We start from the raw sequence: 16,020 nt of genomic DNA, 5'->3' as shown, positions 1-16,020 counted from the left end.
CGACGATCAGGTGAAGTGCTCAGTTCCCCGCATCGCCTTGATGCACGAGAGGCCGGAGGCGAGGGGGAATGACGTTGATTTAAGCCGGCGCCAGTCCTCTTCCGCATGTAGGCGAGGGGATGACATCCTTACTTGCACTGACTTTCCCCTTCCGCAAGCGCGTTCATCTTATCGCGACTCCATGCCACATACATAACAGTTCGGTTTGGTTTATGATCGGCGAGCTTGTTTAAGAATCGGGAAAGGGTGCTTGCATGGTGAGCGCAACAACACCGGTCTGGTCCGACGAGACGCTAGACCGGCTCAAAAAAACCGCCGATCCACTGGCAGACGATTGCATGGTGGCTTTAATCGCCGACGGTGACATCGCCGAAGCCAACGCCGTTCTGGCCCGGATCGATACCGAAACCGACTGGCCGGACGATACGCCAGCCCCATTACAAGCCTATCTCGACGCGACGGCGCAACTGCCCCCCGGCACTGACCTCGCCCGTATTGCCAGCGCGCAACATGTCTTCAGCACCTTTGGCCTGCAATTCGGTGTGAGCCTGTTGTGCCGCTCGCTGCCGGTGCTGTATGCCGGCAAGATCGGCGGCTCGCAAGTGCTGGCCGCCACCGGCAAGCTCACCGATCACTTCGCCCGCCGCGCCTCTGAAACCTTGCGCTTCATCCTGAACGCGGCCGAGCCGGGTGGGTTGGCGCCGGGCGGTCAGGGCTTGCTGACCATTCGCAAGGTGCGACTGATGCACGCGGCCGTGCGCCATTACGCCAAATCATCCACGCACTGGCCGGATGGCTGCTGGCCGCAGGACTGGGGAGAGCCGATCAATCAGGAAGAGCTGGTCGGCACCATGCTGGCGTTCTCGCTGGAGGCCGTCGAAGGGCTGCGCGAGCTGGGCGTGGAGCTGGGGGCCTCGGTGCAGGAAGACCAGCTCTACCTATGGAAGACCATTGGCCTTGTGCTTGGCATCGTGCCTGAGGCGATGCCGGCCGATATCACCGCCGCCCGTCAGATCTGGGCTGCGCTGGAGCGGCGTAATTTCGGCGCATCTGATGCGGGCCACTTGCTCACCCAGTCGCATATCGCGTTCCTGCAGCAAAACCTGCCGGATATCGCGCATGGTCTCGTGCCCGACTTGATGGCCACGCTGCTGGGCCGCCGCAATGCCCAGTATCTGGGGTTGCGCAACACCGGTTGGTGGGCGTGGTTGGTCGATACGTTGAAGATGATCTTCCGTATCAAGACCCGTCTGGCCGGCAGTTCGCACACCGCGCAGGGCTTCATGGTGGTGTATGGCGATGCGTTGATGGATGGCTTGCAACGCTATTGGGCCGGGCCCAATCCGGGGCGGCCGTTTCGGATTCCGGATCGGTTGAAGACGTAAGCTGAAAATCCACTTCTTGAACCACAGAGGGCACAGAGAACACAGAGGTTCACAGAGAAAGAAAGCAATGGCGAGAGGCGGGTTTTGTAGGAGCGAGCTTGCTCGCGATAGCGCCGGTTGACACATCGCTATCGCGAGCAAGCTCGCTCCTACAGGTTTCTCTCCCAATCGATTTAGGTTTTCTCTGCGCACCTCTGTGTTCTCTGTGCCCTCTGTGGTCCAAGATTTTGTGTTTTAAGTTGTTGTTTTTCAGGAATAACCACATGACCAACTGGATCGCCCACGGCCCAAACGACCCGGCCGCCATGTTCAACACCATGAGCACCGACGGCAGCATCTATACCGCGCCGCAGCTGGCTTTCTTCGCGGCCGGTTGTTTGTTGTGGGTGGTGGCCTACGTGCTGGTGTTGGTGCAGGCGCATCGGTACAAAGTCGTCGAAATGGCGGTGATCGCCGCGGCCAGCAATCTGGCGTGGGAGTTTGTCTGGGGCGTGTTGCTGCACACCGATATGGGCGTGTTTCTGGTCTGGACTTACCGTGCGTGGCTGTTCTTCGATCTGTTCATCTTCTGGCAGGTTCTGCGCTTGGGGCGTGGCCAGTTCACCACGCCGTTGTTCCAACAAGGCTACGCGTGGATCGTGACGGCGGCGGTGGTGTTCTTCATCGCGGTGTACTGGACCATGACGCTGTCCGGCCTCGATAGCCCTATCGGCGCACGCTCGGCTTATGTGTGCCAGTTCATCATCAGCGCGCTCTGCCTGATCCTGCTGGTGGAACAGCCATCCACTATCGGGCTGGCGTGGCCGATTACTTGGCTGCGCAGCCTGGGGACGTTGCTGGTATCGGTGTTCATGCTGCTGCACTACCCCGATGATCTATTCCTGCTGGTATTGTGCGGCGCTGCGACGGTGCTGGATTTGGCGTACTGCGCTTACTTCTTGCGGTTGCGTGGGGTGGGGCGGTCTTCGGCGCTGGCAGTTGCCTGAAGGCCGGAGCTGCTAAAAAAGAAGGCGAGTCGTTCGACCCGCCCTAAGCTGCTTGCTACTGGATAGACGTTACTTTGCCGCTGCTTGCGGATGAGGTATCGCTTCCTCAATCTTTTCCAAATAGCCGGCCATACGGCGTAAACGGTTGAAAAAAGCAGGACGGGTTGAGCGCAGCGATACCCGTCGCTCACGTTTGATAAAGCAGCATGGGTATCGCTGCGCTCCCCCCCATCCTACAAAACCGTTCCAGTTGGATGTGCTGAGTGAACAGTCAAAAAAAGGGCGAGCCTTGCGACTCGCCCTGATGCCTTGCTACTTCCTCGATACAGCTTGGTGCGTCACGCCTTACTTCAGCGGCGTCACGCCATTGCTGTAGTAACGCGCTGCATGCACGAACCACCAGTAGTCGTCCGTCAACGCCTGGCCGCCGAGGCCGATGTTGTCGGTCGAATCACCCACGCCAGCACCGAACAGCGCGGTGATCACGCCGGCATCGCGCGCTTCCGGCCAATGGCTGCCCCATACCACGTTGCTGCCGCTGGTCGATACCTTGGCATCGCCTGCTGCGTTGGTCTGGTAGTACGACGGGGCGAACACGCTCGGGCTGGCCGAGAAGGTATCGCCGAAGAAGTACGTCGGCCCCGTGTCTTCGTAGTGCTTGCTGGTGGCGTTGGTCAGCGTGGCGAACGGGCTGCCGGTGTATGGGTTGTTGCCCACCGAGCCGTTCACGTGGCCGGCTGGCAACTGCCACAGCACCACCGGTTTTTGCAGCGCGGTGTGCAGCGTGCTCACGTAGTACAGGTAGTTGTTCCAGTGGTCGCCATTGAACTGCCACTTGCTGTTGCCTGCCGCACCACCGTCGTAGCCGTACTTGTCGAAGGAGATGAAGCTGGCGCCGTAGCTGGTGATGCCGGCCGCGTTGTAGTAGTTCGCAACGCGTTGGGCGCTGGCCGCAATGTACGGGCGACCGTTGGTCCAGCCATGCTCGCCGGCATCGGTGATGTGCATCAGCCCCTGGCCGGATGCGCCGCTTTGCGCATCGGACCAAACGTTGATCTGCCAACCGTACCAGGCGTTCTTGCTGTACTTCTGGATGATGTAGTTCACCGCTTTGACAAGGCCATCGACCGTGTTCGGGAACTGCGGATCACTGGCCGTCAGCACGCCGCTGCTATACGCCTGATCGACGCGAGCGGTGATCTGGTTCGGCTGCAGGCCGGAGTTCTGCATCAGGTAGCCGATGAAGTCCGGCTCGATCACATAGCCCACCGGGTCGTCGCCGGCTTCGGTGTTGGCGATGTTGATCACGTTCAGCCAGTCCTTGAAGTAGGCCTGCATGTACGTGGCGTCCTGCACGTGCGCCAGATCGGTGGTGTAGCTCTCGCCGCCGTCCGCGATGTTGTAGAACACGAAGATCGGGATCATGCCCTGCTTCTTCGATTCGCGGATGAAGCTGGTCTCGCGGAAGCAGGGGATGGTGGTCCAGGTGCACCAGCTGTTGTTGCCCGGCACCGATGCGCCGCCATTCAAATAGACATAGCGGAAGTCGGTGTGGGTGTTCTGATCGCCGCTGCCGAAGTTCTGCAAGGTGGCGAGCGAAGTACTGGTGTCATCCGATACCGTGCCGAGCGACAAGTAGTTCGGAATGCTTGGCAGCGTGCCATCGGCATTCTGCACCCGCACGCCGACGAGGCGGACTGCGCCGCTGGCATCAGTAACGCGAATCCCGGCGCGGCCGGCGGCCTTGGCGGTGACGGTCAGCTTGGTGCCGCTGACGCTGACGGTGGCAACGCTCGGGTTGTTCGAGGCGACGGTGAACGACGGGCTGGAAACCCCGGCGACCGACAGATCGAGCACGGCGCTGCTATTCAATGCCACTGTCTGTTGCAGGGCCTGACCATCGGTATCCCATTGGGCGATGGTGACCAAGGAGGCGGCACCGACGGTGGTGTAGGACGCATCGCTCCAGTTGCTGCCGGCCGAGTTGATCACCTTCACCTGATAGGTGTAGAGGCCGAGCTTCTTGCCGGTGACTTGCAGTGTCACGCTCTGCGCGCTGCCGGTATTGGCGACCGTGCCGGTTTGCACCTTCACGCCGTTTTCATACAACTCCCACGAATCGGCATCGTTGCCGGACCAGATGTTCCACTGGATCGGGAAATCGCCGGTGTGGTTGTAGTTCTGGATCTGCATCGTCGGCTTGTTGGGCGCGCCGGCGGATGGGGTGGGTGTCGCGGTGGGGGCCGGTGTGGCGGTCGGCGGTACCGGGGTTGGCGTTGCGGTGACCGGAACGGGTGTCGGCGTCGGTGTGACTGGCTTGGGCGTCGGGGTTGGCGTGGCCGGGGCAGGGGTCGGCGTTGCCGTCGGTTTCGGCGTTGGGGTGGCAGTCACGGGAACCGGAGTCGGCGTCGGTGTAGCGCCGCCGCAATTGCCGAGCACCGTCCAATCCTTGCCGGAGCCGGACGGGCCGCTGTTGGTGGCCGGATTGGCGCTGGTCCACCAGTTGGCGACGTAATTCACGCCTTGATAGGTGACCTTGTCGCCCTGGTTGTAGTTGGCCTTGGTCGAATCCCACGCGGCGTAGCAGGTGCTGGCTGGTGTCGGGGTGGTGGGCGTTGGCGTGGCGGTAACGGGAACCGGCGTGGGGGTCGGCGTCGCTGGCTTGGGTGTTGCGGTGACCGGCACGGGCGTTGGTGTTGCCGTGGGTTTGGGCGTCGGCGTGGCCGTGACGGGAACCGGTGTCGGGGTCGGCGACGGGGTGCCGGCGTCCGCGCCGAGGTCGGTCCACAAGCTGGCGACGGTCGGGTTCCAGCCGGTGCTGGTGTAGTCGGTCTGGTTGACGACCGCTTTGTAGTCGTGACCGTTGTAGAGAACGATGGTCCCGGCGGTGTAATACACATCCGGTTGCCAGGCAGGGTAGGCGGCGTACGCGTGCACAGCCGCCAGGACGGCCGGAATGGCCGCCAGCGTGAAGCGGTTCAACATGGTGTGTCTCCTCCAGCTTATTGGGTGTCGGCCATGTTTCGCCGGCGCTTTTGAGCATCGTCTCGTGCCCTGTGGCGCGCTGAAGCGGAACGCTGGTTTTTCCGCTTCAAGGCGTGATTAGTGGTGATGTTCGATTGCTTGTCAATAGCGCGTTGGCATAGGCGGAATGTGACGGTTTTCTGAGTGTTCTTTGACTACGGATGAATAGGGCGTGTTGAAAAAATCCGGATGATCTTTTTGGCTTCAAGTCTTTGTTTTTGATTGGTTAAATTGTTTTTAATTGATGATTTTTATTAAAAAATAAGAATGGACTGATGTAGTAAATCGGTATGGAAAGAGGTAATTGAGGGCGAAATAAATTGAATGGCTTTCACGATCTTTCGGCGTGGCTTGATTGCGCTGGTGAATGGCGCTGCAAATCCGCTCGTACCATATGTTTCTGCCCAGTTACCGTGTACCAGTCGCAGGTGAGCTGCGTGGCTTGGGGATAGGCCGGACGATCGGGCCGGAAAGACCCTGTTGCCCGCGCAGTTGAAATGCACCGCATCGGCGGCACGTGTTCCCGGTACGCATGAAACGCAAGAGGCACACGGCAATGAAAACATTAGGCGAAACGGCTTTTTCGGTACTGGATCTGGCCACGATCAAACGCGACGGCACGGCGGAAGACGCGTTCGAGCGCACCGCCAGATTGGCGCGGCATGTCGAGGCATTGGGCTACGGGCGCTACTGGTTGGCGGAGCACCACAACCTGGCCGGCGTGGCGAGCTCGGCGACCAGCGTGTTGATCGGCTTCGTGGCCGCCAATACGTCGTCGATCCGCGTGGGTTCGGGCGGGGTGATGCTGCCCAATCACGCGCCGCTGATCATCGCCGAGCAGTTCGGCACGCTCGAATCCCTCTATCCCGGCCGCATCGATCTGGGCCTTGGCCGTGCGCCGGGTACAGATGGTCTTACTGCTCGTGCGCTGCGCCGGCACCTCTCCAGCGATGAAAACGAATTCGCCGAACTGTTGGCCGAACTGCGCAGCTATTTCGATACGGATCGGCGCGGGAGCGAGGAACGCGTGCGCGCCATCCCCGGTGAAGGGCTGAATGTACCGATCTGGCTGCTCGGCTCTGGCTCATACAGTGCGCAGCTGGCCGGCTTCCTTGGCCTGCCGTTCGGCTTTGCCAGCCACTTCGCGCCGGACAACGTCTTGCCGGCGCTCGAACTGTATCGCAGCAGCTTCCGGCCGTCCGCTACGCTCGCCAAGCCGTATGTGCAGGTCGGCATGAACGTGATCGCGGCCGATTCGCAGCAGCATGCCGAGTACCTTGGCACTTCGCTTAAGCAGCGCTGGCTGCGCATGATCCGCAACCAGCGCGCGCCGCTCGATCCGCCGGTGGAAAGCATGGATGGGCTGTGGAGCGAGCGCGAGCAGATCATGGTGGAAAGCAAGCTGGCGGCGTCGGCCATTGGCGACGCGGCGACGGTGCGGGCGAAGATGCAGGCGTTTCTGGATGCCACGCAGGCCGATGAAATCATCGTCAATACCGATACGTGGGATTTTGCCGATCGTTTGCGTTCGTATGAGATCGTTGCCGGCTTCAAGTCCAGCTAAGCCCGTGCTGGCGTTTACAGCGAAAAATACATGCAAGCACCTAGCCCGAGCGGGCTTTGTGCTTGGCTATAATTCGCGGTAATCCTGCCATGCGCGTCCAACGGTACTAACCCAATGACAGACCCGGTTATCCCCGATACCTCTCCCGATAAACATGCCGACCAGCTGAACAAGCAGCGTTTTTCGATGCTGGAAGACATTGCCTCAGAACTGTCTGGCGAGGTGATCTTCCCCATCTGCTTTGATTCGGCGATCCAGATCGGCACGGTAATGCGCAGCCCCAACGCATCGCTGCGCCAGATTGCCGATGTGGTACGGACTGACCCGCTGGTGGCGACCAAGCTGTTGCGATTGGCCAATACCGTGGCCTATAACCCGGCTGGTCAGAACGTGACCGATGTTGAAAAAGCCATCGCCCGCCTGGGCATGGCCACCACGCGCTCAACCGCCTTGGCGTGCGCGATGGAGCAACTGGTGCGTTCGGGCCGTCTGGTGGTGTTTGAAGAAATCTCGAATTCGATGTGGCAACACTCGCTCAAGACCGCGGCCGCAGCGAGCGTGTTTGCCCGCAAGCTCACCCGCATCAGCCCGGACACCGCCATGCTCGCCGGGTTGATTCACGATCTGGGCGCGTTTTACATGCTGGATCGCGCCGGCAACTATCCCGAGCTGGTCGCCAGACCCAAATCGGTGGTTTATCTGATCGCGCAATGGCACGAAAGCATCGGCAACATGCTGATGGACGCCTTGGGCTTGCCCGAAGAAGTGGTCGAGGCGGTGCGCGAACACGATCAACCCTGTGCGCCGATCCACGAGCTGCGTACGCTGAAAGACATCGTGTATGTCGCCAACCTCTTTGCCGGTGGGCTGGAGGAAGTCGAGCACCTGGATTTGGGCGAGGTGCCTGAGCGCCCCGAGTTGAGCAACCCGGCTTTTGTCGCGCTGGAGTCGGATATCGAGGCGCTGTATCACGAGCTGTCACGCGCCTTGTAGTTTGGGCGGTGGTGGGGCGGGCTCCTGAACAGGATTCTCGGCGCGATCGCCATGAAAAAACCCGAGTCAAATGGCTCGGGTTTTTTCATGGCGTGGCGATTGCTGATTATTGCGTAACCAAGCGCACAGCCCACGGTTTGCCGTCTTGGGCCAGGGCGATCAGGCGGTCGATGTTGGGGTGTTTGCCGGGGAAGGCTTCGGCATCTGCCGTGTGTTCCGCATACAGGCGCAGGCCCTTGTCGGCGGCGATGGTGTCGATGGCGCCGAATTCCTGATATAGCGCGTGGTACACCCGCACGCTGCCGGCCTGGCCGGGCTTGTTTTCGATGCGGGCGATGAGGGTTTCGCCATCCAGCAGTTCGAGCGCGGCGAGGTGGTCGATGGTGGGCAGGGTGTCGAGGGTGTCTTTGAAATTCATGGTGTGGTCTTTGGAGTGAATCTTGTGATGTCGAAGCCAGCGTATGGCCGCCGGGTGATCAGGCCAGCGCGGCGTCTTCGCCCCAGACCTGGGCGGGGTTGACCCGGCCAGTGAGGCGGTCGTTGTCCAGCACGCTCAGGATCGAGTATTGCTCTTCGGCCGGGTCACGCTCGGCGACGTTGCGCAATGGCCGCCATTCGGCATCGAACAGTGGCTGGATGATGGGGGTCAGCTCGTGGGCGCCGGGGCGTTTGACGATGCCGATTTCATTGCTGGCCAGCTCCACGCCGGTGCCGGGCGGGTAAAGTCCCAGGGTATCGACGAACAGCTTGTCTAGTTTGCTGTCGGTGCTGGCCGGGCTCAGGCTTTGGAACAGCGCGGCATCGGCACTGCGGGCTTGGCGCCAGGCGCTTTTCGAGAGCAGCGCGCAGTAGCGGTCAGCCAGGCCGATCAGCCGCGCTTCGAAACGGATTGTGTCGTCCCGGAGTTTTTGCGGGTAGCCGCTGCCATCCGGTGCTTCATGGTGTTGCACCACGCAGTCGAGCCACAAGGTGTCTGAGACGCCACGCTGGCGCAGCAGATCACGACCCATCAGCGGGTGTTGCTGCATCGCCTGTCGCTGTTCTGCTGTGAGCGGGCCGGATTGGCTATCCAGCACCGGTTGCAGCGCGTGCATGCCGATATTCATCGTCAGCGCGGCGGCGATTACGGGGCGGCGTTCGGCTTCGCTTTGGCCGAGGCGCTTGAGCGCGAGCTCGACCACGACGGCGACGTCGATGGCATGGCGGGTGGAGTAGGGGGTGTCCTGCGCCAGCAGGGTCATCGCCAGCGCCACATTGCGATTGCGGTTGCAGGCGGACTGCAACTGCGCGGCGAGCATGATCAACTCGGCTTGGAAGTGGGGCGTATCCGCGTCGGCCAGCAGTGCATCCAGCCGTTGCCGGCTGGCGAGAATCACTTGGGCGATGCTGGTGCGTTTGATCGGGGCGGCGGACATTTCATGCTGTTTGAATATGTGCTGGCCGGGCGATTCTAAACTGCTTTTTCTTCGGTGCGGGTAGCTTGTTGCACTTTGAAAGACAGGGAAACCACGTTCAAAAGCCGTGAAAACACTGAAAGCGCAACCAGATTCAGCTTATTCCGCTTCGTCAATCCAGGCCATCTGGATGGCTTCGAGTATCTTCTCGCCGCAGTGCTTGGGATCATCGTTGAAATCGTCCAGCGCCATTACCCATTCCATCAGCTCGGTGAAGCGGATGGTCTTCGGGTCGATGGTGGGGAATTTATCGCTCAGTTCGATGGCGATATCGCGGCTGTCAGTCCATTTCATGTTGTTTTTTCCTCTTTGACTTTGGCAATGCGGCCGGCGGTGAGATGCAGCAATTGATCCGGCGTGATGCGGAACACGCTGTTCGGCGTACCGGCGGCGGCCCAGAGTTCAGTGTGGTGCAGTAAATCTTCATCGACCAGCGTAATCAGCGCGGAAACATGCGCGACCGGTGCCACGCCGCCAATCACGAAGCCGGTCTTCTCGCGCACGAAATCGGCATCGGCCCGACCGATCTTTTCACCGACCAGTTGCGCGACGGTTTTCTCGCAGACGCGGTTGATGCCGCTGGTGACGACCAGCACGGCGCGTTCGCTGTCCTTGGCACGCAGGATCACCGATTTGGCGATCTGCGCCACCGTGCAGCCGATGGCGGCAGCGGCATCCGCCGAGGTGCGGGTGGAGGCATCGAATTCGACGATATCGGCTGCAATACCGGCAGCCTGCAACGCGGCTTCCACACGCAGCTGATTGTCCGATGTGCTGCCGGCCGCCATGTCAGTGATTCTCTTCGCGGGCATGGTTGATGGTGTACTTGGGAATCTCGACCACGAGTTCTTCGTCGGCCACGAGCGCCTGGCAAGACAGGCGCGATTGCGGCTCCAGCCCCCAGGCTTTGTCGAGCAGGTCTTCTTCGTCTTCGGTCGCTTCTTCCAGGCTGTTGAAGCCCTTGCGCACGACTACGTGGCAGGTGGTGCAGGCGCACGATTGCTCACAGGCGTGCTCGATGAACACGTCGTGATACAGCAGCGCATTGCAGATGCTCTCACCCGCTTCCGCTTCGAAGGTGAGGCCTTGCGGGCAGAGGGTGGGGTGGGGCAGGACGGTGATCTTGGTCATGGTTCAGTCAAACTCTTAAATTTCGTCAATCTTGTGGCCGGACAGTCCCCGGCTCACGGCGCGATCCATGCGGCGGGCGGCGAATTCGCTGGTGGCTTCGTTCAGTGCTTCAGCCGCCAAACGAACCGCATCGGCATCGTGGCCGGCGATCGCGGCTTCAGTAGAAGTCAGCGCGGCATCGACTTCGGCACGCTCGGTGTCGTTCAGCAGATCGCCATCTTGCGTCAGCGCGGCCCGAGTGGCATTCAGGATGCTTTCCGCTTCGACACGAGCTTCGCCCAGCTTTCGGGCATGCATGTCGTCGCTGGCGTGTTGCATCGATTCGCGCAGCATCTTGCCGATTTCATCGTCGGAAAGGCCATAGCTCGGTTTGACCATGATGCTGGCTTCAATGCCGGTGCTTTGCTCGCGGGCGGAGACGCTTAGCAAGCCGTCGGCATCGACCTGGAAGGTGACGCGGATACGCGCAGCGCCAGCCACCATCGGCGGAATGCCACGCAGCTCGAAGCGTGCCAGCGAGCGGCCATCAGTCACCAGCTCGCGCTCGCCTTGCAGCACGTGGATCGCCATCGCGGTCTGGCCATCCTTGAAGGTGGTGAATTCCTGCGCGCGAGCAGTCGGGATGGTGCTGTTGCGGGGGATGACTTTTTCGACCAGGCCGCCCATGGTTTCGAGGCCGAGCGACAGCGGGATCACGTCCAGCAGCAGCCAGTCGTCATCACCCTTGTTGCCGGCGAGGACGTTGGCCTGCATTGCGGCGCCGAGTGCGACGACCTTGTCCGGGTCGAGGTTGGTCAGCGGCTCGCGGCCGAATAGCTCGGTCACGGCGCGGCGCACATGTGGCATGCGGGTAGCACCGCCGACGAGCACGACGCCCTTGATATCGTCCACGCCGAGCTTGGCATCACGCAGGGCGCGGCGCAGCGGGGTGATGGTTTTCTGTACCAGATGCGCGGTGATTTGCTGGAGGGTCTCAGCGGTCAGCTCGACATTGACCAGCGTACCGTCGGACAGCTGCGCGGTGACTTGCGTGCTGGCGTGGTCAGTCAGCGTTTCCTTGGCTTGGCGGGCCTTGGTAAGCAACAGGCGCGAGTCGCGATCATTCAGCTGCGACAGGCCGGCCGTTTCCAGAATCCAGCAGTGCAGCCGGTGATCGAAGTCGTCGCCACCGAGTTGCGAATCGCCCGAGGTGGCACGCACTTCGAACAAGCCACGGGTGAGTTCGAGGATGGAGACGTCAAACGTGCCGCCACCCAAGTCGTATACGACGTAAGTACCTTCAGCGGCGTTATCCAGACCATAAGCGATGGCGGCGGCGGTGGGTTCGTTCAGCAGGCGCAAGACGTTGAGGCCGGCGAGCGTGGCGGCATCCTTGGTGGCTTGGCGCTGGGCGTCGTCGAAATAGGCCGGCACGGTGATCACGGCACCGACGAGTTCACCGCCAAGGCTGGCTTCCGCGCGGGCTTTGAGGGCTTTGAGAATGTCTGCTGAGACTTCGACCGGGCTCTTGATGCCCGCCGCGGTTTGCAGCTTGAGCATGCCCGGCTCATCGACGAAGCGGTACGGCGTGGCTGCATCAGCGACATCGGTCAGCCCACGCCCCATGAAGCGCTTGACCGAGACGACGGTATTGGCCGGGTCTTGATTCTGTCGGGCCTGCGCGGCGTGGCCGACCGTGACGGTGGCATCGCTGGCGTAATGGACGACGGAGGGCAGCAATGCGTGCCCCTGTTCGTCTGGCAGACAGGTGGCACTGCCGCTACGCACGGTGGCGACGAGGGAGTTGGTGGTGCCCAAGTCGATGCCCACCGCCAGCCGGTGCTGGTGCGGGGCGGCGCTCATGCCGGGTTCGGAGATTTGCAGCAACATCTGACTACACTCGATCAATGGTGAGGGGTGAAGAGGGAGGGGTGAGGTGTAAAGACTTTGCCTTTGCGCCTCACACCTCGCCCCTCACACCTCACGTTTCTAAAACAGCACCGCTTCAATTGCGTTGCCGATTTCGTCGTTCAGTTTTTCCAGAAAGCGCAGCTTGCGCACGGCCGTCGCGGCGTCGCTCCAGGCGTGTTGCTCGTCGAGCAGCTCGGCCAGTTCCACGGTCAATTCGGTGATTTCTTCGGCCAGTTGGCGGTTCAGTTCTTCCAACTCGTCGACATTGCGCTGCGTCTTGGCATCGGCAATGGTTTCGCGCCATTCCATCTGCTGCATCAGGAAGTCGACAGGCATTGCGGTGTTGGTGTCCTCCTGCGTATCCACGCCATTCAATTGCAATAGATAGCGGGCACGGGCGAGGGGGGATTTGAGCGTTTGATACGCCTCGTTCACACGGGTGGCGATCTGCAGGCTCAGGCGCTTTTGTGCGTCGTCCGCAGCGGCGAAACGGTCGGGGTGGAATTCGGCTTGCAGCTTGCGGTAGGCGGTGTCGAGCACGGCGCGATCAAGCGCAAACGTGGTCGGCAGGCCGAAGAGGACAAAGTGGGATTGGCTGAAGTCGAAAGGCATGGGTGTGTGAGGGGTGAGGTGGGAGGGGTGAGGGGTAAAAGCAGGTGGTTTTTCCACCTCACGCCTTACTCCTGTCCCCTCACGGTGTAGCGCAGCGAAGCGCTACACGTGGAAGCTTTCGCCGCAGCCGCACTCGTTCTTCACGTTCGGGTTGTTGAACTTGAAGCCTTCGTTCAGCCCTTCTTTGGCGTAGTCCAGCTCGGTGCCATCGATGTACGGCAGTGACTTGGCGTCGGTGAAGATCTTCACGCCGTGGCTTTCGAACACCATGTCGGTTTCCAGCGCCGCATCGACGAATTCAAGCTTGTAGGCCATGCCGGAGCAGCCGGCCGTTTTGACGGCCAGCCGCACGCCCAGACCCTTGCCGCGACGGGCAAGGAAACCGGCAACGTGGTTGGCGGCGCGTTCAGATAACGAGAGAGCCATCTGTCGTTTCACTCCTGTGAGGAGTGAGGAGTGAGGTGTGAGGTGTGGGTTTTACCCCTAACCCCTCACGCCTGACCCCTCACCAGCAATCAGCCGTGCTTCTTCTTGTAATCCTCGACCGCTGCCTTGATGGCATCTTCGGCGAGGATGGAGCAGTGGATTTTCACCGGCGGCAGCGCCAGTTCTTCCGCGATGGCGGTGTTCTTGATCGTTAGCGCTTCGTCCAGCGTCTTGCCCTTCACCCATTCGGTAACGAGCGAGGACGAGGCAATGGCGGAACCGCAGCCGTAGGTCTTGAACTTGGCGTCCTGAATCACGCCGTCCGCGCCGACCTTGATCTGCAGCTTCATCACGTCGCCACAGGCCGGTGCGCCGACCATGCCGGTACCAACCGTATCGTCGCCTTTCTCGAACGCGCCGACGTTGCGCGGGTTTTCGTAGTGGTCGAGGACCTTTTCGCTGTATGCCATTTTCGCTTTGCTCCGGTGAGGGGTGAGGTGTCAGGGGCGAGGGGTAAAACCTCAAACCCACCTGTTGCTCATCCCGATTTCTAATATTCCAGCGGTGTTGCGCGCGGGGGGGGTTACACCTCACTCCTCACGCTTCTCACCTCACGCGCTCAATGCGCCGCCCATTCGATGGTCGATAGATCGATGCCTTCCTTGTACATATCCCACAGCGGCGAGAGTTCGCGCAGCTTGCCGATCTTCTGGTGAATCAGTTTCACGGCGAAGTCGATTTCTTCCACGGTGGTGAAGCGGCCGATGGAGAAGCGGATCGAGCTGTGTGCCAGTTCGTCCGAGCGGCCCAGTGCGCGCAGCACGTAGGACGGTTCGAGCGAGGCCGAGGTGCAGGCGGAGCCGCTGGAGACGGCCAGCTCTTTCAACGCCATGATCAGGCTCTCGCCTTCGACGAAGTTGAAGCTCACGTTCAGCAGGTGCGGCACGCGCTGGTTCAGGTCGCCGTTCAAGTGCGTTTCTTCGATATCGGAAACACCTTGGTACAGGCGGTCGCGCAGCATGCGGATGCGTTCGTTCTCGGCGCCCATTTCTTCGCGGGCGATACGGAAGGCTTCACCCATGCCGACGATCTGGTGCGTCGGCAGCGTGCCGGAACGGAAGCCACGCTCGTGACCGCCGCCATGCATTTGCGCTTCGAGACGCACACGCGGCTTGCGACGCACGTACAGCGCGCCGATGCCTTTCGGGCCGTAGGTCTTGTGGGCGGAGAAGCTCATCAGGTCGACCTTGAGCTTTTCCAGATCGATGACGACTTTGCCGGTGGCTTGGGCAGCATCCACGTGGAAGATGATGCCTTTTTCGCGGCAGATTTCGCCGATGGTCGGGATGTCTTGGATCACGCCGATTTCGTTGTTCACGAACATGACCGACACGAGGATAGTGTCCGGGCGGATGGCGGCTTTGAAGGCTTCCAGATCGATCAGACCGTTTTCCTGCACATCCAGATAGGTGACTTCAAAGCCCTGGCGTTCCAGTTCACGCATCGGATCGAGCACGGCCTTGTGCTCGGTCTTCACGGTGATCAGGTGTTTACCCTTGGTCTTATAGAAGTTGGCCGCGCCCTTGATGGCGAGGTTGTCTGATTCGGTGGCGCCGGAAGTCCAGATGATTTCCTTCGGGTCGCAATTGACCAGCTTGGCGACTTCCTCGCGCGCTTCCTCGACGGCTGATTCGGTTTCCCAGCCATACGCGTGGCTACGCGAGGCCGGATTGCCAAACAGTTCGGTCAGGTAGGGAATCATTTTCTGCGCCACTCGCGGATCGACCGGGGTGGTGGCGGAGTAATCGAGGTAAATCGGCTTGCTCATGCTGGTTCCTTGCGGGGTGGCCTTCGATCGCCTTACGGCTGGGCCGTGATTTCCGGGTGCTTGGTATTGCGTGCGTCGAGCAGCACATTGCCGCCCTCGGCCTTGCGGCGTTGCTTTTCGAGCTGTTGCTCGACCAGCTGCGCCAGCGTGACCGATTTGAGGTAATCGTAAATGGTGCGATTCAGGCTGGCCCACAGGTCGTGGGTCATGCAGCGGCCTTCGTCGTGACAGTTTTCCTTGCCGCCGCATTGGGTGGCATCGAGCGGTTCGTCCACGGCACAGATGATTGCCGCGACGGTGATGTCCCCGGTTGCCTTGGCAAGGCAATAGCCGCCGCCGGGGCCGCGTACGCTTTCCACCAGCTCGCGCCGGCGCAATTTGCCGAACAGCTGCTCAAGGTAGGAAAGCGAAATCCGCTGGCGCTCGCTGATGCCGGCCAGCGTGACCGGGCCGCCTTCCTGGCGTAACGCCAAGTCAAGCATCGCGGTAACGGCAAAACGGCCTTTGGTGGTGAGGCGCATTCGATTGGGGGTGTCCTGTTCGGTCGCTCAAGCCGGCTGCTGGAGCCGGTTCAGTTACGTGCGGATGGTAAAATACCCTAGTGTTTTAGTCAACTAAAAGCTTGACTGGTTCGGTCGGGTTTTCTGCGCGTAGGGCGGGTTAGCGGCTTGCTGTGTAATTCGCCGCATGCTGGATCTATCGCGCCATTGTCCGGCGGGTTACGTGT

The 16,020-nt window shown here is 60.9% G+C and carries 16 protein-coding genes; 4 read left to right on the top strand and 12 right to left on the bottom strand.

Annotation, left to right across the window (positions count from 1 at the left end; translation table 11 throughout):
- Positions 1 to 254: 254 nt before the first annotated feature.
- Both BR41_RS13200 and BR41_RS13195 read left to right on the top strand, forming a co-directional pair.
- Entirely contained in the window at positions 255 to 1,385 is a 1,131-nt protein-coding gene (locus BR41_RS13200; RefSeq protein ID WP_035057444.1) for an oxygenase MpaB family protein, read from the top strand.
- A 263-nt stretch (positions 1,386 to 1,648) separates the two neighbouring features.
- The gene (locus BR41_RS13195) at positions 1,649 to 2,371 is read left to right on the top strand and encodes a transmembrane-type terpene cyclase (RefSeq protein ID WP_035057426.1); all 723 of its coding nucleotides are present in this window, start codon (positions 1,649 to 1,651) and stop codon (positions 2,369 to 2,371) included.
- Between the two features lie 345 nt (positions 2,372 to 2,716).
- Here the strand turns inward: BR41_RS13195 and BR41_RS22990 are convergent, their stop codons facing one another.
- Positions 2,717 to 5,356 carry a carbohydrate-binding protein gene (locus BR41_RS22990; RefSeq protein WP_051710901.1) on the bottom strand — a complete coding sequence of 880 codons (2,640 nt, stop codon included), beginning with the start codon at positions 5,354 to 5,356 and terminating at the stop codon, positions 2,717 to 2,719.
- A 595-nt stretch (positions 5,357 to 5,951) separates the two neighbouring features.
- On the opposite strand from BR41_RS22990, the gene BR41_RS13180 reads away from it, so the two are divergent.
- On the top strand, positions 5,952 to 6,959 hold the full coding sequence (locus tag BR41_RS13180) for an LLM class flavin-dependent oxidoreductase (RefSeq protein WP_035057423.1): 1,008 nt from the start codon (positions 5,952 to 5,954) through the stop codon (positions 6,957 to 6,959).
- Between the two features lie 114 nt (positions 6,960 to 7,073).
- Positions 7,074 to 7,952, top strand: a complete 879-nt coding sequence (locus tag BR41_RS13175) for an HDOD domain-containing protein (RefSeq protein WP_035057420.1) — start codon at positions 7,074 to 7,076, stop codon at positions 7,950 to 7,952.
- 106 nt (positions 7,953 to 8,058) lie between these two features.
- On the opposite strand, the gene BR41_RS13170 is transcribed toward BR41_RS13175, so the two are convergent.
- The 11 genes from BR41_RS13170 to iscR all read right to left on the bottom strand — a co-directional run bounded on the left by BR41_RS13170 (position 8,059) and on the right by iscR (position 15,814).
- Positions 8,059 to 8,370, bottom strand: coding sequence for a DUF2322 family protein (locus BR41_RS13170; RefSeq protein WP_035057417.1), 312 nt, complete (start codon positions 8,368 to 8,370; stop codon positions 8,059 to 8,061).
- A 58-nt stretch (positions 8,371 to 8,428) separates the two neighbouring features.
- The gene (locus BR41_RS13165; protein ID WP_051710899.1) at positions 8,429 to 9,367 is read right to left on the bottom strand and encodes an HD-GYP domain-containing protein; all 939 of its coding nucleotides are present in this window, start codon (positions 9,365 to 9,367) and stop codon (positions 8,429 to 8,431) included.
- 138 nt (positions 9,368 to 9,505) lie between these two features.
- Positions 9,506 to 9,700 (bottom strand): Fe-S cluster assembly protein IscX, encoded by a 195-nt coding sequence (gene iscX, locus BR41_RS13160; protein ID WP_035057414.1) that lies wholly within the window; start codon positions 9,698 to 9,700, stop codon positions 9,506 to 9,508.
- Positions 9,697 to 10,218, bottom strand: coding sequence for a YbaK/EbsC family protein (locus tag BR41_RS13155; RefSeq protein ID WP_245615889.1), 522 nt, complete (start codon positions 10,216 to 10,218; stop codon positions 9,697 to 9,699). The genes iscX and BR41_RS13155 overlap by 4 nt, the downstream gene beginning before the upstream one ends.
- A complete protein-coding gene (gene fdx, locus BR41_RS13150; protein WP_035057408.1) occupies positions 10,196 to 10,537 on the bottom strand; it encodes an ISC system 2Fe-2S type ferredoxin in 342 nt (113 codons plus the stop codon). Before fdx ends, BR41_RS13155 begins: the two co-directional genes overlap by 23 nt.
- Before the next feature lie 15 nt (positions 10,538 to 10,552).
- The gene (hscA, locus tag BR41_RS13145; RefSeq protein WP_035057405.1) at positions 10,553 to 12,406 is read right to left on the bottom strand and encodes a Fe-S protein assembly chaperone HscA; all 1,854 of its coding nucleotides are present in this window, start codon (positions 12,404 to 12,406) and stop codon (positions 10,553 to 10,555) included.
- Positions 12,407 to 12,505: 99 nt separating this feature from the next.
- Positions 12,506 to 13,039 (bottom strand): Fe-S protein assembly co-chaperone HscB, encoded by a 534-nt coding sequence (gene hscB / locus BR41_RS13140; protein ID WP_035057402.1) that lies wholly within the window; start codon positions 13,037 to 13,039, stop codon positions 12,506 to 12,508.
- Positions 13,040 to 13,141: 102 nt separating this feature from the next.
- Positions 13,142 to 13,465: an iron-sulfur cluster assembly protein IscA gene (gene iscA, locus BR41_RS13135; protein ID WP_035057400.1), complete on the bottom strand. Its 324-nt coding sequence runs from the start codon at positions 13,463 to 13,465 to the stop codon at positions 13,142 to 13,144.
- Positions 13,466 to 13,554: 89 nt separating this feature from the next.
- Positions 13,555 to 13,935, bottom strand: coding sequence for a Fe-S cluster assembly scaffold IscU (gene iscU / locus BR41_RS13130; RefSeq protein WP_035057397.1), 381 nt, complete (start codon positions 13,933 to 13,935; stop codon positions 13,555 to 13,557).
- A 149-nt stretch (positions 13,936 to 14,084) separates the two neighbouring features.
- A complete protein-coding gene (locus BR41_RS13125; RefSeq protein ID WP_035057394.1) occupies positions 14,085 to 15,293 on the bottom strand; it encodes an IscS subfamily cysteine desulfurase in 1,209 nt (402 codons plus the stop codon).
- Between the two features lie 32 nt (positions 15,294 to 15,325).
- Positions 15,326 to 15,814, bottom strand: a complete 489-nt coding sequence (gene iscR / locus BR41_RS13120; protein WP_035057391.1) for a Fe-S cluster assembly transcriptional regulator IscR — start codon at positions 15,812 to 15,814, stop codon at positions 15,326 to 15,328.
- Positions 15,815 to 16,020: the final 206 nt, after the last annotated feature.

This window comes from Andreprevotia chitinilytica DSM 18519, assembly GCF_000711875.1.
Taxonomy (GTDB): domain Bacteria; phylum Pseudomonadota; class Gammaproteobacteria; order Burkholderiales; family Chitinibacteraceae; genus Andreprevotia; species Andreprevotia chitinilytica.
This window is presented reverse-complemented; position numbering and strand designations above follow the sequence as displayed.

Bases quoted from the DNA above. Each gene is read 5' to 3' on its own strand.
- fdx (WP_035057408.1), bottom strand. From the start codon at position 10,537: ATGACCAAGATCACCGTCCTGCCCCACCCCACCCTCTGCCCGCAAGGC.
- iscU (WP_035057397.1), bottom strand. From the start codon at position 13,935: ATGGCATACAGCGAAAAGGTCCTCGACCACTACGAAAACCCGCGCAAC.
- BR41_RS13170 (WP_035057417.1), bottom strand. From the start codon at position 8,370: ATGAATTTCAAAGACACCCTCGACACCCTGCCCACCATCGACCACCTC.
- hscB (WP_035057402.1), bottom strand. From the start codon at position 13,039: ATGCCTTTCGACTTCAGCCAATCCCACTTTGTCCTCTTCGGCCTGCCG.
- BR41_RS13180 (WP_035057423.1), top strand. From the start codon at position 5,952: ATGAAAACATTAGGCGAAACGGCTTTTTCGGTACTGGATCTGGCCACG.
- BR41_RS13200 (WP_035057444.1), top strand. From the start codon at position 255: ATGGTGAGCGCAACAACACCGGTCTGGTCCGACGAGACGCTAGACCGG.
- BR41_RS13175 (WP_035057420.1), top strand. From the start codon at position 7,074: ATGACAGACCCGGTTATCCCCGATACCTCTCCCGATAAACATGCCGAC.
- iscR (WP_035057391.1), bottom strand. From the start codon at position 15,814: ATGCGCCTCACCACCAAAGGCCGTTTTGCCGTTACCGCGATGCTTGAC.
- iscX (WP_035057414.1), bottom strand. From the start codon at position 9,700: ATGAAATGGACTGACAGCCGCGATATCGCCATCGAACTGAGCGATAAA.
- BR41_RS13125 (WP_035057394.1), bottom strand. From the start codon at position 15,293: ATGAGCAAGCCGATTTACCTCGATTACTCCGCCACCACCCCGGTCGAT.
- hscA (WP_035057405.1), bottom strand. From the start codon at position 12,406: ATGTTGCTGCAAATCTCCGAACCCGGCATGAGCGCCGCCCCGCACCAG.
- BR41_RS13155 (WP_245615889.1), bottom strand. From the start codon at position 10,218: ATGCCCGCGAAGAGAATCACTGACATGGCGGCCGGCAGCACATCGGAC.
- BR41_RS13195 (WP_035057426.1), top strand. From the start codon at position 1,649: ATGACCAACTGGATCGCCCACGGCCCAAACGACCCGGCCGCCATGTTC.
- iscA (WP_035057400.1), bottom strand. From the start codon at position 13,465: ATGGCTCTCTCGTTATCTGAACGCGCCGCCAACCACGTTGCCGGTTTC.
- BR41_RS13165 (WP_051710899.1), bottom strand. From the start codon at position 9,367: ATGTCCGCCGCCCCGATCAAACGCACCAGCATCGCCCAAGTGATTCTC.
- BR41_RS22990 (WP_051710901.1), bottom strand. From the start codon at position 5,356: ATGTTGAACCGCTTCACGCTGGCGGCCATTCCGGCCGTCCTGGCGGCT.